This is a genomic window from Paracoccus luteus (genome assembly GCF_004522155.1).
GTDB lineage: Bacteria > Pseudomonadota > Alphaproteobacteria > Rhodobacterales > Rhodobacteraceae > Paracoccus > Paracoccus luteus.
The window spans coordinates 32952-46671 of record NZ_SDEA01000005.1; the positions used below are offsets into that span (position 1 = coordinate 32952).

A 13720-nucleotide genomic window follows, 5' to 3' on the forward strand; every position below is an offset into this window, starting at 1 on the left:
CGACGCGACTTGAAAGGACAAGCCGATGGATTTCGTATCCAACCTTGACGTGGCGGGCACCCGGCACCGCATCATCGACCTGGCACGCGCGGCCGGCGGACGGCTGGCCGGGATGCCGCATATCCACCGCATCCTGCTGGAAAACGTGCTGCGCACGGCGGGGCCCGACGCCGAACGCGCCCGTGCGGCGATCATCGACGCCGCGCCTGACGCCGAGATCCCGTTCCTGCCCGGCCGCGTCCTGATGCACGACACCACCTGCGGCCCGGCGCTGGTGGACATCGCCGCGATGCGCGCGACACTGGCCGAGGCGGGCCACGATCCGGCGGCGCTGAACCCGGTGCTGCCGGTCGATGTGTCCACCGATCACTCGCTGGCGGTGGACACCTTCGCCCGGCAGGGCGCGATGGCGCAGAACCTGGCCAATGAATACCGCCGCAACGGCGAACGCTATCGCTTCATGAAATGGGCGGCGCAGGCGCTGGACGGGTTCCGCGTCCATCCGCCCGGAACCGGCATCATGCACACGCTGAACCTGGAACGGCTGGCCAGCGTGGTTGCCGAACGCGACGGCTGGCTGATGCCCGACGCGATGATCGGCACCGACAGCCACACGCCGATGATCAACGGCATCGGTGTTCTGGCGTGGGGCGTCGGCGGGATCGAGGCGGAAAGCGTCATGTTCGGCATGCCCGTGATGCTGCGCGTCCCCGAGGTCGTCGGCGTGCGCCTGACCGGCCGCCTGCGGCAGGGCGTCACCGCGACCGACCTGGCGCTGACCGTGACCGAACGGCTGCGCCGCATCGACCTGGCCGACCGTTTTGTCGAGTTCTTCGGCCCCGGCGTCAGCGCCCTGTCGGCGGGCGACCGGGCCGTCGTCGCCAACATGACGCCCGAGTTCGGGGCCAACACCGGCTTTTTCCCGGTGGACGACGCTGTGCTGGACTATCTGCGGGCGACCGGCCGCGCCCCCGGACTGGTCGCGCGGGTCGAGGCGTATTGCCGCCACCAGGGGCTGTGGTTCGACCCGGCCCAGACCCCGCGCTTTGCCGAGGTCGTCGAGCTGCACCTGTCCGAGGTCGAGGTCAGCGTCGCCGGCCCCCGCCGCCCGCAGGACAGGCTGCCCGTGGCCCGGATCGCGCAGGGCGCGGACGAGGTGCGCGGCGGCCCCGCGCGCCCGGTGCCCGCGGGCGAGGTGCCGGACGGCGCCGTCGCCATTGCCGCGATCACCAGTTGCACCAACACCACCGATCCGCGCCTGCTGATCGCCGCGGGGCTGGTTGCCCGCGAGGCCCGCGCCCGCGGGCTGACGCCGCCCCCTTGGGTCAAGACGTCGCTGGCGCCCGGATCGCCCGCCTCGGCGCGCTATCTGGCGCGGTCGGGGCTGATGGACGATCTGTCGGCGGTGGGTTTCGACATCGTGGGGTTCGGCTGCACGACCTGCATCGGCAACTCGGGGCCGCTGACCGACCTGTCGCAGGCCGCGCTGGACGACGGGCGGCTGCAGGTCGCGGTGCTGTCGGGCAACCGCAACTTTCCCGGCCGGGTGCATCCGCAGCTCGAGGCGGGGTTCCTCGCCTCGCCGCCGCTGGTCGTGGCTTTTGCGCTGGCGGGAGACGTCAACCGTGACCTGACGCGCGACCCCGTGGCAGACGGCGTGATGCTGGACGAACTGTGGCCCACCGGGGCCGAGATCGACGCGGCGATGACGCAGGCGGCCCAAAGCGGCGACGTGCCCACCGCCTATGACGCGGCCGAGGCAAGCGACCTGTGGGACCGGCTGGACGCGCCCGCGACGGCGCTGTTCCCGTGGGACGCGGCGTCCACCTATATCCGGCGGCCGCCGTTCGCCGGGCGGTCGCAGGGGACGCGGCTGGGCCGATACGCCGCGCGCCCGCTGCTGGTTCTGGGCGACGACATCACCACCGACCACATCTCGCCCGCCGGGGCGATCCCGCCCGGCGGCGAGGCCGGGCGCTGGCTGACCGCCCACGGCGACGATGCGCGCGATCTGAACGTCTTTTCGTCGCGGCGCGGCAACTGGCAGGTGATGCTGCGCGGGCTTTACACCAACCGCACGGTCCGCAACCTGCTGGGCGAGGGCATCGCCCCCGGCGCGACCCTGCTGCCCGACGGCACCGAGCTGCCGCTGTGGCAGGCAGCGGCGCATTATGCGCAGGCGGGCCAGCCGGTCGTGATCGTCGCGGGCGAGCGCTATGGCATGGGATCGTCGCGCGACTGGGCCGCCAAGGGCGCGGCCCTGCTGGGCGCGCGGGCGGTGCTGGCCGTCGGGTTCGAACGCATCCACCGCGCCAATCTGATCGGGATGGGCGTGCTGCCGCTGCGGCTGCCCGAGGGCGTCACCCCCGCGTCGCTGGCACTGCGGGTCGGGGACGTGATCGGGATCGACGCGGACCCGGCGGCGCTGGTCCCGCGCGGCCCGGTTCCGGTCGTCGTCCGCCGCGAGGACGGGCGGACGCAAACCCTGGCCGCGCAAGCCGCCGTCGAGACGACGCTGGAGATCGAGACGCTGCGCCAGGGCGGCCTGATGCCGATGATCCTGCGCCGCGTCATGGAAACGGCCGCGGGGTGAACCGCGGCCGTCGGGCCCGCAGGCCGGGTTTACCGGGGCGGGGGCCTTAGGCGTCGGCGTCCGCCACCGCCCGCCGGTTCCAGCGCACCGACGACCACAGCGAAATCCCGATCAGCGCCGCGCCGCCCAGGCCGGTGATGACCTCGGGGATGTGGACCAGCGACTGCAGGAACATGATGACCGACAGCGCGATGATCGCCCAGAACGCGCCGTGTTCCAGATAGCGATACTGGGTCAGCGTGCCCTTTTCGACCAGCATGATGGTCATCGAACGCACATACATCGCCCCGATGCCCAGCCCGATTGCGATGATGAACAGATTGTGGGTCAGCGCGAACGCCCCGATCACGCCGTCAAAGCTGAAGGACGCGTCCAGCACCTCGAGATACAGGAACGCGCCGAGGCCCCCCTTGGCGCCCGCGGCGCGCATGTCCTGCGCGTTGTCCAGCAGGCCGCCCAGAACCTCGACCAGCAAAAAGGTCAGCAGGCCCCAGATCGCCGAGGTGAAGAACACCTGCCATTCGGCCGGGTCCAGAAAGCGCGAGAACGCCAGGATGATCAGCAGCACGACCGCCACCTCGATCCCGCGGATGGTCGCGTATTTCTGCATCCGGGTTTCCAGCCAGCGCACCCAGTGCACGTCCTTCTCGTGGTCGAAGAAAAAGCTCAGCCCCACCATCATCAGGAACGTGCCGCCATAGGCCGCGATGGGCAGATGCGCGTCGCGCATGATCGCGGCGTATTCGTCGGGCCGGGCGGCGGCCAGCACCATCGCCTGCCACGGACCGATTCCGGCTGCGACCACGACGATCAGCAGCGGGAACACGATCCGCATCCCGAACACGGCGATCAGGATCCCCCAGGTCAGGAAGCGCCGCTGCCATTCGGGCGTCATGTCCTTAAGCTTGTTGGCGTTGACGATGGCGTTGTCGAAGGACAACGAGATTTCCAGCACCGCCAGCACAAGGCAGATGAAGAAGACGGTCAGCGTGCCGCCCAGCGTGCCGGTGCTGCGCCAACCAAGGACCGCGCCCAGGATCAGGCCCAGGGCGGTGACGATGAAGGCCCATTTGAAATATTGCATCATCGAGCGGTGTGGCGCGCCCGATGTGAGGGTTCCGTTGTGCATGAAGATGCATCCAGGCGGCTGGAGAATGTTCAGTGCCGACATCACGGACGTGCCGCCACGTCCGCCAGAGGGGCCCGGTCACCTGACTGATCCACCCCCGGGGCGGACCCGCGCAATCTGCGCGCTTGCGGCGCGGAATACAAGGCGGCGCGACGCGGGCGCCCCTGTTCAGTGCGACATCATCACCGGGATCGGCGCGTTTTCCAGGATGTCGCGGGTGACGCCGCCGATCAGATCCTCGCTGAACTTGCTGTGCTCATAGGCGCCCATGTAAAGCTGCCCCGCGCCCAACTCGCTGCAGGCGTCCAGGATGGTGCGCCCGATACCGCCCGGACCGGCGGGGCGCAGGGCGATCTCGGCCTCGATCCCGTGCAGCGCCATCAGCCGCTGCGCACCCTGCAGGTGGTCCGGGGCGGGGCCGCTGCCGATCGACAACAGGGTGACGTGTTCCTTGGTGCCCAGGATGTGCATGGCGTCCGACAGCGCACGGGCCGCGGCGCGCTTGCCGTCCCAGGCGATCACGGCGGTTTCCCGGATGCGCTCGGCCGAATAGCCGGGCGGCACGATGAACACCGGGCGGCCGCTGCGCAGCGCCACCACGTCGGGGCGCACCGCGAAACTGTCGCCGCGCAGCGCGGCCGGGCCGCCGCCCATGACCACGATGTCGTGCCCGCGCGCATAGGCCGCCAGCCCGGCCGCGTGCGACCCGCTGAGCGAGACGAAATCCGTCCGCCCCTGCAGGCCCGCCTGCGCCACGCGTTCATCGAAGGCCGCGCGCCGCGTCTCGGCGAACTCGGTCTCGGCCTGATCGAGGATCGCGTCGATCTCTCGGGTCAGAAAGCTGGCCGGGCGGATTCGCAGCGGATTGGCGGGCTGCCAGACCGCTGCCGTCAGCCGTGCGTCGTATTTCTGCGCCATCTGGACCGCCAGCCGCAACGCGCTGTCACCCCCGCCGTCGCCGATATAGCTGGTCAGAATGCTGCGAATGGCCATGTCGGGTCTTTCCGGGGATGTTGCGTCGCGCCGACCGTGCCGCAAATCACCGGTCCATGCAATCGCCGCGGGCAGGGCGCGCGAGGCCGCCCGGATTGCGGATGGGCGGCACCGCACAAGCCTTGCCGACGACCGCCCGCCACGCTAGTCAGTCCCGCCCGCAGGAGGCGTGGCAGAGTGGTTTAATGCACCGGTCTTGAAAACCGACGTGGGTGGAAGCCCACCGTGGGTTCGAATCCCACCGCCTCCGCCATGCTTGCCCGCGGCAAGATACGTTCTTTGACAACGCCAGCGCAGGGCATCCTACTGTCGTGCCTCGATCGAACGGCGATATTGCTGGGGTGGGATTCCGAATCTCTTGCGGAACTCTCGCGAAAAATGGGCTGCGTCCGAAAACCCTGACGTATGCGCGATTTCCGTAATGGAATAAAGGCTGGCCGTCAGCAGGTGCCGTCCGTAGTTCAATCGCATCCGCCGATAGGCCGCCACCGGCGTCTCGTTCAGGGCCTCGCGGAAAATCCGTTCGAGCTGGCGCACGGAAACCCCGCAATAGCGGGCAATCGCGGCGATGCTCGGCGGATGGTCAAGCTGCTGTTCCATGAAATGCAGCGCGCGGCGCAGCCTGTTGTCGCAATCGCCTTCGGGCAGCAGATAGAAATGCGCCTGCGGCACGCTGGCCGGGCGCATTTCGGTCAGCATCATGTGGCGCATCACCTGCTGGGCCCGGGGTTTCCCGCAATGGCGGACCACAAGATACAGCCCCAGGTCAATCGCCGCGGTGGACCCGGCGCAGGTGATGACGTCGCCGTCGTCGATGAAGATCCGGTCCACGGAGGTCAGCGCCTTCGGGAATCTGGACCGGAAGGCATCCAGCACGTTCCAGTGGATGCAGAAGGTGCGCTGCCCGACCAGCCCCGCGCGCGCGATGGCGAAGCTGCCGGTGCAGATCCCCAAAAGCCCCTTCTTCGCGCGATGCGCAGCCTGGATCATCTGCATGAGCGCGGTCGCGGGGGCATCATCTTCATAGCTGTTGCCGCCGCAGATCGCGAGATAGTCGTAATCCGGCGGTGACGGCGCGCCCTCGCGGGCCGTGACGCTGACCCCGCAGCTGGACCTGACCGCAGACGATCCGAGGCCGTAGACCTCCCACGAAATCCGATTCTGTCGGCTTTTTGCAGCGTCATCCGCAGCCAGCCGCAACACATCCATGAACCCAGAGAACGCCGCAAGCGTAAACTTGTCCTGAAGTATCAAGGCAATACGGAAGTCCTTCTGATCTGAGTTCATGACGGCGCCCCCGTTTTCCGCAGGTCAAGCTTGTCGTTTATATTCAAGTAGACGGCAGATGCGTTCAAGGGAGACCGTCAACCATCTGCTACGTTTCCTTCAACAAGAGCGCCCTCCCGGCACTCGATCACAGGGGAGTTCAAGACCATGAAGCGACTTCTTGCGGCCTCGACCATGGGCATTCTTGCAGGAACGACGGCCTCCTTCGCGCAGGGTTCGACACTGACCGTCGCCTACTATGGCGGCAACTGGGGCGAGGCGTTCGACGCCTGTGTCGCCAAGCCGTTCGCCGAGGCGACCGGGGTGAAGGTCGTGGCCGAGATCGGCAACTCCACCACCACGCTCGCCAAACTTCAGCAGCAGGCTGCGGACGCGGTCATCGACGTCGCCTATCTTGATGGCGGGATCAGCGAGCTGGCGCAGGAAAGCGGCGTGCTTCAGCCGATCGACCTTGGCACACTGGCCAATGCGGGCGCGCTGAAACCGCAGGCGATCTACAAGGCGGGGAACGATGTCTTCGCGGTCAGCGCAGGCTATTACTCGCTGGGACTGACCTATAACACGCAGGAAGTCACGGAAACGCCGACGAGCTGGGATGCCCTCTGGAACGAGGATTACGCGGGCGCGGTGACGATCCCGTCGCCCAACAACTCGGCCGGGGTTCCGTTCGTGCTGTTCCTGAATGGCGTTTACGGGGACGGGACCGGCAATCTGGACCCTACCTTCGCCAAGCTGAAGGAACTGGATGCGGGCCTGCTTTACGATACCTCGGGCGCGGCATCGAACGCCTTTCAAAGCAACGAGGTCATTATCGGGCCGCATTTCAACGTCGGCGCCTGGGATCTGATCGACGCAGGCATGCCAATCGGTTTCGTCGTGCCGAAGGAAGGTGTCTGGGCCACGGATGCGCGGATGCATATCGTCAAGGGCACCAAGAACCCCGACGCCGCGGCCAAGTTCATTGACACGGCGCTGTCCTCCCAGGCCGCGACCTGCCTGGCCGAACAGCTTTATCTCGGGCCGGCGGTCGACGGCGTCGAGCTGCCTGCCGAGGTCGAGAAGAAGCTGCCCTGGGGCGAAGGCGGATCGATCGACAATCTGAAACTGTTCGACTGGACCGAGGTGAACGCGCAGCGTCAGGACATCACCGATCGCTGGAACCGCGAGATCGCGAACTGATCGATGACTGTGCTGGCCATCTCGAATGTCTCGAAATCGTTCGGCGCCTATCGGGCGCTGGACAACATCTCACTGGATATTCAGGAGGGCGAATTCATTTCGCTGCTCGGACCATCGGGATGCGGCAAGACCACGCTGCTCAGGATCATCGCCGGGTTCCTGACGGCCGGTTCAGGCAAGATCCTGATCGACGGGGATGATGTCTCGGCGCTGCCACCCAACAGGCGGCCGCTGAACACGGTGTTCCAGAACTATGCGTTGTTTCCGCATATGACGGTCCAGCAGAACGTGGCTTATGGACCGCGGAGGGCGGGCGCTTCGAAGGCCGAGGCCGACCGGCGCGCGCTCGAGGCGCTTGAAATGGTGGGCCTCGCCCATCTTGCGCCGCGCAGCCCGCGCGCCATGTCGGGCGGTCAGCAGCAGCGCGTGGCCCTTGCCCGCGCCATCGTCAACAAACCAAAGCTGCTGCTTCTGGACGAGCCGCTGTCGGCGCTGGATCTGCAATTGCGCAAGCGGATGCAGATCGAGCTGAAGCAGCTTCAGGGCCGGCTGGGCATCACCTTCATTTTCGTAACCCATGACCAGGACGAAGCGATGGCCATGTCGGACCGCATCGCCGTCATGTCGAACGGCCGGATCGAGCAGATCGACGAGGCCGAGCACGTCTATCGCCGCCCGAACACCCGCTTCGTGGCCGACTTCATTGGCGAATCGAACTTCCTGTCCGTGGTCCCGGATGGCGGCAGGCTGGTCGCCGAGGGCGGACAAGACGCAGTCCTGCGCCCCGAGAACCTGCGCGTCTTCGCCTCTGCCGAGGAACTGCCCTCGGGATGGCAATCCCTGCCCGCGACCGTCAAGGCGATCACCTATGTCGGCGGCACATCGAACATCTACCTGACCGCCCAGGGTCGAGAGCTTCACGCCCGCCGTTACAGCCCCGTCCCCGAAGGCATCACCGAAGGCAGCACCGTCATTGCCGGGTTCGATCCGGCCGAGCTGCATGTGTTGAGGGCGTAAGAGATGCTTGGATCCAGATCGACATTGCTGTGGTTGCTGTCACTTCCCGTGATCGTCTTCACCGCCTTTTTCCTGATGCCGCTTGCGGTCGTGCTGATCTCGTCCTTCACGACCGGCGAGGGCGATTTCACCCTCATGCAATATGGCAAGGTTCTTCTGGACAGCTATCACTGGCAGGTCATCATCACGACCTTCCGCATCGCGATCCTCTCGACGCTGATCTGCGTTCTGCTGGGATATCCGCTGGCCTGGTATCTGGTCAGGATCGTCAAATGGCGGACCTGGCGGCGCGCCTGTGTGATTCTGCTGATCCTGCCGCTGTTCACCTCGAACATCGTGCGCTCCTTCGGCTGGATGGTGCTTCTGGGACGTTCCGGCCTTGTCAATGACGCGCTGCGCGGGGCTGGCCTGATCGACCGACCCATCAAGTTTCTTGGGACCGAAACCGGCATTCTGATCGGAATGGTCTATATCCTGCTGCCCTTTGCCGTTCTGACCATTGGCAACGCGCTGGCAAAGGTCGATCCGGCGCTGGAGCAGGCATCGCGCGATCTGGGCGCAGACCCTGCGCGCACCTTCTTCAGCGTCACCCTGCCTTTGACGATGCACGGGGTTCTTGCCGGAGGCATCATCGTCTTTTCGATGGCGATCAGCGCCTATGTCACGCCTGCGCTTCTATCGGGCGGCAAGGTCACGGTCCTCGCGATGCTGGCATTCCAGCAATATTCGACGGTCTTCGACTTCAACTTCGGCGGCGCGCTGTCGATTACGCTTCTGGTCTTCACGATGGCCCTGATCGGACTGGCGACATGGCTGTCCCGGCTCGGAACGGCCGCAGAGAAGGCGGCATGACGATGCGTATGGTGATCCGCGTAATCGCGCTTCTGACGCTCGGCTATCTGCTGCTTCCGCTGGCGGTGGTGATCGGGGGTTCGCTGACCCGGACGAAGTTCCTGGCCTTCCCGCCGCAGGGTGTGACGCTGGAATGGTATCAGGTCATTCTGAACGACCCCACCTATATCAAGTCCTTCGGCATTTCGGCGATCCTGGCGCTCGCGGCGACGACGATCTCGATCGTGATCGCCCTGCCTGCGGCAATCGCCATCGCCCGCCACGAGTTCCGCGGCAAGGCCGCCCTGTCGGCGCTGCTGCTGTCGCCGCTGGTGCTGCCCCACATCGTCATCGGCGCAGCCCTGCTTCAATACGGGGCGTCGATCGGGCTGGTGCGCAACTTCGCGGCGCTTCTGGTGGGCCATGTCGTCATCGTGACCCCCTTCGTGCTGCGCAGCCTTCTGCCGCAATTCTCGCCCGAGCAGCTTTCACTGGAGGAAGCGTCCCGCGATCTCGGCGCAGGCGCATGGTCGACTTTCTCTCACGTCACCGTGCCCCAGATCCGCGCGGGCCTCGTTTCGGGCGCGATCTTTGCCTTCATCACATCCTTCATCAATGTGGAGCTGTCGATTTTCAACACGACCTCGGACCTGAACACCATTCCGGTCCAACTGTTCAACTACGTCCAGTATTCGGTCGATCCTTCCATCGCGGCGGTCGCATCGCTGACCATTCTCGCCGCCGCTGCCGCCATCATCCTCATCGACTGGCTGATAGGTCTGGATTTCCTGTCAGACAAGTAACCCCGAACCACGACCATCCCAACCTCAGGAGTAAGCGAAATGCGCGTTCAGGACGTGTATAATGTGATCTATACCCATACCGAAGGCGAGCCGCTTTGCATCATCCATAGCGGCATCCCCTATCCCGCAGGTTCCAGCATCCTGGAAAAGCGGGCATTTCTGGAAGAAAACTACGACTGGCTGCGCAAGGCCCTGATGCGAGAGCCGCGCGGACACGCCGATATGTTCGGCGTCTTCCTGACGCCGCCCTCATCGCCCGACTATGACGCAGGCCTGATCTATATCGACGGCAAGGAATATTCGCATATGTGCGGCCACGGCACGATCGCAGTCGCCATGGCCATGGTCGCCAACGGGCTGGTCATGCGCGATCCTTCGGGCAGCACCAAGATCCGGTTCGAGACGACTGCCGGTCTGGTCGTGGCCGAGGTCGCCCACGAAGGCGATGAGGTTCTTTGGACCCGGTTCGAGAATGTTCCGGCCTATGTCGCCGAAACGGACATCGAGTTCGAGCTTCCTGGCTATGGCACGCTGAAAGCGGATCTGGTCTGGGGCGGAAACTATTTCGGCATCATCGACCTGACCGGAACGGATCTGCGCATCTCGCCCGAGAACGGCTCGGAACTGTCGCGCCTCGGGCTGATCGCACGCGAGGAAATCCGCAAGAAGGTCAAGGTCCAGCACCCGACCGAAGCCCATATCAACAATCTGAACTTCGTCACCTTCTGGCACGAGCCGACCATCGAGGGCTGCCTTTACAAGAACGTCCACGTCTTTTCGGCAGGCCAGCTTGACCGCTCGCCGGGCGGTACGGGAACGTCCGCGATGATGGCCTACTTCGAAAATCGCGGCAAAATGGGCCTGAACGAGCCGATCAAATCCGAGGGGCTGCTGGGCTCGGGCACGTTCGAGGGTTGCCTGGTCGGGGAAACCACACTTGGCAATGTCCGGGCGGTCCGGCCGACTGTGAAGGGCACGGCCGGCATCCTTGGAACGGCATCCTGGACGATCAACCGCGACGATCCCGTCGATGCAGGCTTCATGGTTCTCTGATTGAGGGAAAGGCGGCCTGGCTCAGGGCCGGGCCGCCATCGCCAGCGTTACCACCGGCGGCGCTTTCCACACCCGCAAGCGCCACGACGCCGTCGCGGCCCGCGGCGATCATTCCGCCCCGCAAGAACGCCAAGCGGTGGAAAGCCGACAGCCGAAGTGCAACCGCCCGCGTTGACGCTTGCGTGAGTGCTTGCGGGCGTTCCTGACCCAGCATTTCAACTCGGCCGGCGAGAGATGCTCGCTGCGCGGGATCGCGGTCATCGTTAAGCCTCTCCTCCCGCCCATGCCGCGATGGCAGACGCGCAGTGGCAGCGGCTGCGGCGGAGCCTGCAAGATAGAGCCGGGCGGATGCAGGCGAAACCGCGGGACCGAAAACCCGTCCCAGGGCGGCCGCGCGCGGAGATATCAGGAAGAAGGTCGCGTTTCAGTGCGCGGCGGACCTGCGCACGCCACGGAACTGGCGAGTGTTTTCCCGCGCCTCAGGCGTGAAATGAAAACTGTAAGAATGACTGGCTGGGGCGGTAGGATTCGAACCTACGGTACACGGTACCAAAAACCGATGCCTTACCACTTGGCCACGCCCCAACCGTGCGGCGGGGTTTATCCAAGCGGATCGGGGCGTGCAAGAGGGATCGCGGCAAAAACTTGTGGATTGCGCCTGCCACCGCTATCGCGCGGGGATGGAGCATGCGGACATCGTCATTCTGGGGGCCGGGGCGGCCGGGCTGTTCTGCGCCGACAGCCTGGCGGGGCAGGGGCTGCGCGTGGTGGTGATCGATCATGCGCGCGCGCCGGGGGAAAAGATCCGCATCTCGGGCGGCGGGCGGTGCAACTTCACCAATCTCGCGACCAGCCACGACCGGTTCCTGTCGCAGGTGCCGCGGTTCTGCGCCTCGGTCCTGGCGGGATACCGGCCGCAGGATTTCGTGGCGCTGGTGGACCGCGCCGGGATCGCCTGGCACGAAAAGACGCAGGGGCAGCTGTTCTGCGACGGCAAGGCCACGCAGATCGTGCGGATGCTGGTCGACCGGATGGGCGACGCGTCGCTGCGCCTGGGGACCGCGGTGCGCGACATCAGCGCCGGCGGCGGCGGGCTGATCGTGGACACCGACGCCAGCCCCATCGCGGCGGGCCGGGTCGTTCTGGCGACGGGGGGGCGGTCCATCCCCAAGATGGGGGCGACCGGGGTGGCCTATGACATCGCGGCGCGACTGGGCCACCGCATCGTGACGCCGCGGGCCGGGCTGGTGCCGCTGACCTTTGCCGAACAGGCGCTGCACCTGACCCGGCCGCTGGCAGGCGTGTCCGTCGCCGCGGCCGTGCGCGCCGGCCGCACGGCCTTTCGCGACGGGCTGCTGTTCACGCATCGCGGCCTGTCGGGGCCGGCGATCCTGCAGGCGTCCAGCTTTTGGTCGCCCGGCGACGAGTTGGCCATCGACCTTGCCCCCGATGACGACGCGGCCGCCGCGCTGAACGCGGCCAAGCGGCAGGGCGGACGCGGGCAGGTCGCGGGCGCACTTGCCAGGCTGCTGCCCGAGCGGCTGGCAAGCGCCATCGCGGACGAGGCGGGACTGGCCGCCGCACGGCTGGCCGATCAGCCCGACGCAAGGCTGAACGCGCTGGGGCGCCGGGTCAACGACTGGCGCATCCGCCCGGTCGGCTCGGAAGGCTGGCGCACCGCCGAGGTGACGGTGGGCGGTGTGGATTGCCGCGACCTGGACGCGCGGACGCTGGAATCGCGGCGGGTGGCCGGGCTGCACATCATCGGCGAGGCGGTGGACGTGACGGGCTGGCTGGGCGGCTATAACTTCCAGTGGGCCTGGGCGTCAGGCCACGCGGCGGCGCGGGCGATTCTGCGCGCGGGGCCGGGCGTTTCCTGATAGGATGCGCGCGGGCGCCGGCGGGGCCGGGCCAAGGCGGACGGACATCCCGCGCGCGCCGCGCGCGCCCCGCGTCCGGGCGGCTTCGCGGACCGGACGTCGCGTTTCACCGCGAAGGCGGAGGCGATGATGAACCCGAACAAGGAACTGTGGGAAAAGGGTAACTTTTCCAAGCTGGCCGAGACCATGCGCGACAGTGCCGACCGGCTGGTCGATCGCCTGGGCGTCACGCCGGGCATGAAGGTGCTGGACCTCGCCTGCGGGGACGGCGCCACGGCGCTGCCGATGGCGCGGCGTGGTGCGGATGTGCTGGGCGTGGACATCGCGCGCAATCTGGTGGCCGCCGCGCAGGCGCGCGTGGCGGCCGAAGGGCTGACCAACGTCCGCATCGTCGAGGGCGACGCCTGCGACCTGTCGGACCTGCCGGACGACAGCTTTGACCTGGTGCTCAGCATGTTCGGGGCGATGTTCGCGCCGTGCCCGCTGGACGTCGCACGCGGCACGGTGCGGCTGGCGCGGCCCGGCGGGCGGGTCGTCATGGGCAACTGGATCCCGGATGATCCCACCATGCCCGCCCAGATCCTCAGGCTGATGCACGAATACGGCCCGCCCCCGCCGCCGGGCTTCGTCCCGCCCACCGCCTGGGGGATCGAGGCGAACGTGATCGAGCGGTTCGGACAGGCCGGCATCCCGCCCGAGGCGATCACGATGGAACCCGCGTTCAAGGAGTTCCGGCTGGACGGGCCGCCATCCGCCCTGCTCGACATCTTCCTGAACTATTTCGGGCCGGTGATCCGGGTGTTCGAAGCGCTGGGACCGGGGCCGCGCGCTGACGAACTGCGCGCCAGGATGCTGGCGCTGATCGAACGCGAGAACCTTGGCGATGACGGCAAGACCCTGATCCGCGCGCGCTATCTGCTGGTCACGGTGCGGGTGCCCCAACCGGCCGGCTGAG

General features: G+C 66.7%; 11 protein-coding genes, 2 tRNA genes and 1 pseudogene. 10 read left to right on the top strand and 4 right to left on the bottom strand.

All coding sequences use genetic code 11. The features are described from left to right. Positions 1-25 precede the first annotated feature (25 nt). Entirely contained in the window at positions 26-2593 is a 2568-nt protein-coding gene (gene acnA, locus EPA64_RS08325) for an aconitate hydratase AcnA (protein ID WP_134725804.1), read from the top strand. A 46-nt stretch (positions 2594-2639) separates the two neighbouring features. On the opposite strand, the gene EPA64_RS08330 is transcribed toward acnA, so the two are convergent. Together EPA64_RS08330 and EPA64_RS08335 are read right to left on the bottom strand one after the other, a co-directional pair. After that, positions 2640-3722: a DUF475 domain-containing protein gene (locus tag EPA64_RS08330; RefSeq protein WP_134725805.1), complete on the bottom strand. Its 1083-nt coding sequence runs from the start codon at positions 3720-3722 to the stop codon at positions 2640-2642. A gap of 168 nt (positions 3723-3890) precedes the next feature. After that, positions 3891-4715 carry a universal stress protein gene (locus EPA64_RS08335; RefSeq protein ID WP_134725806.1) on the bottom strand — a complete coding sequence of 275 codons (825 nt, stop codon included), beginning with the start codon at positions 4713-4715 and terminating at the stop codon, positions 3891-3893. A 163-nt stretch (positions 4716-4878) separates the two neighbouring features. Here EPA64_RS08335 and EPA64_RS08340 point away from each other — a divergent pair. Then, a tRNA-Ser gene (locus EPA64_RS08340) sits at positions 4879-4968 on the top strand. A gap of 50 nt (positions 4969-5018) precedes the next feature. Here EPA64_RS08340 and EPA64_RS08345 read toward each other — a convergent pair. Next, positions 5019-6002: a GlxA family transcriptional regulator gene (locus EPA64_RS08345; RefSeq protein ID WP_134725807.1), complete on the bottom strand. Its 984-nt coding sequence runs from the start codon at positions 6000-6002 to the stop codon at positions 5019-5021. 147 nt (positions 6003-6149) lie between these two features. Here EPA64_RS08345 and EPA64_RS08350 point away from each other — a divergent pair, with 147 nt between their 5' ends. The 6 genes and pseudogenes from EPA64_RS08350 to EPA64_RS08375 all read left to right on the top strand — a co-directional run. Then, positions 6150-7181 (top strand): ABC transporter substrate-binding protein, encoded by a 1032-nt coding sequence (locus EPA64_RS08350; protein WP_134725808.1) that lies wholly within the window; start codon positions 6150-6152, stop codon positions 7179-7181. Between the two features lie 3 nt (positions 7182-7184). Then, on the top strand, positions 7185-8198 hold the full coding sequence (locus EPA64_RS08355; RefSeq protein ID WP_134725809.1) for an ABC transporter ATP-binding protein: 1014 nt from the start codon (positions 7185-7187) through the stop codon (positions 8196-8198). Between the two features lie 48 nt (positions 8199-8246). After that, positions 8247-9050: an ABC transporter permease gene (locus EPA64_RS08360; RefSeq protein ID WP_246026677.1), complete on the top strand. Its 804-nt coding sequence runs from the start codon at positions 8247-8249 to the stop codon at positions 9048-9050. Between the two features lie 2 nt (positions 9051-9052). After that, a complete protein-coding gene (locus EPA64_RS08365) occupies positions 9053-9832 on the top strand; it encodes an ABC transporter permease (protein WP_246026678.1) in 780 nt (259 codons plus the stop codon). A gap of 39 nt (positions 9833-9871) precedes the next feature. Continuing rightward, positions 9872-10885 (top strand): proline racemase family protein, encoded by a 1014-nt coding sequence (locus EPA64_RS08370; RefSeq protein WP_134725811.1) that lies wholly within the window; start codon positions 9872-9874, stop codon positions 10883-10885. A 37-nt stretch (positions 10886-10922) separates the two neighbouring features. Next, positions 10923-11064 (top strand): annotated as a pseudogene (locus EPA64_RS08375) (IS5/IS1182 family transposase); the annotation flags it as partial. Positions 11065-11395: 331 nt separating this feature from the next. On the opposite strand, the gene EPA64_RS08380 reads toward EPA64_RS08375, so the two are convergent. Next, positions 11396-11470 (bottom strand) — tRNA-Gln (locus EPA64_RS08380). A 95-nt stretch (positions 11471-11565) separates the two neighbouring features. On the opposite strand from EPA64_RS08380, the gene EPA64_RS08385 reads away from it, so the two are divergent. Then, on the top strand, positions 11566-12765 hold the full coding sequence (locus EPA64_RS08385; RefSeq protein ID WP_134725812.1) for a BaiN/RdsA family NAD(P)/FAD-dependent oxidoreductase: 1200 nt from the start codon (positions 11566-11568) through the stop codon (positions 12763-12765). Between the two features lie 126 nt (positions 12766-12891). Next, positions 12892-13719: a class I SAM-dependent methyltransferase gene (locus tag EPA64_RS08390; protein ID WP_220443727.1), complete on the top strand. Its 828-nt coding sequence runs from the start codon at positions 12892-12894 to the stop codon at positions 13717-13719. The last annotated feature ends 1 nt before the right edge of the window (position 13720 follow it).

Bases quoted from the DNA above. Each gene is read 5' to 3' on its own strand.
- EPA64_RS08345 (WP_134725807.1), bottom strand. From the start codon at position 6,002: ATGAACTCAGATCAGAAGGACTTCCGTATTGCCTTGATACTTCAGGAC.
- EPA64_RS08365 (WP_246026678.1), top strand. From the start codon at position 9,053: ATGCGTATGGTGATCCGCGTAATCGCGCTTCTGACGCTCGGCTATCTG.
- EPA64_RS08390 (WP_220443727.1), top strand. From the start codon at position 12,892: ATGATGAACCCGAACAAGGAACTGTGGGAAAAGGGTAACTTTTCCAAG.
- EPA64_RS08355 (WP_134725809.1), top strand. From the start codon at position 7,185: ATGACTGTGCTGGCCATCTCGAATGTCTCGAAATCGTTCGGCGCCTAT.
- EPA64_RS08385 (WP_134725812.1), top strand. From the start codon at position 11,566: ATGGAGCATGCGGACATCGTCATTCTGGGGGCCGGGGCGGCCGGGCTG.
- EPA64_RS08370 (WP_134725811.1), top strand. From the start codon at position 9,872: ATGCGCGTTCAGGACGTGTATAATGTGATCTATACCCATACCGAAGGC.
- EPA64_RS08335 (WP_134725806.1), bottom strand. From the start codon at position 4,715: ATGGCCATTCGCAGCATTCTGACCAGCTATATCGGCGACGGCGGGGGT.
- EPA64_RS08330 (WP_134725805.1), bottom strand. From the start codon at position 3,722: ATGCACAACGGAACCCTCACATCGGGCGCGCCACACCGCTCGATGATG.
- acnA (WP_134725804.1), top strand. From the start codon at position 26: ATGGATTTCGTATCCAACCTTGACGTGGCGGGCACCCGGCACCGCATC.
- EPA64_RS08350 (WP_134725808.1), top strand. From the start codon at position 6,150: ATGAAGCGACTTCTTGCGGCCTCGACCATGGGCATTCTTGCAGGAACG.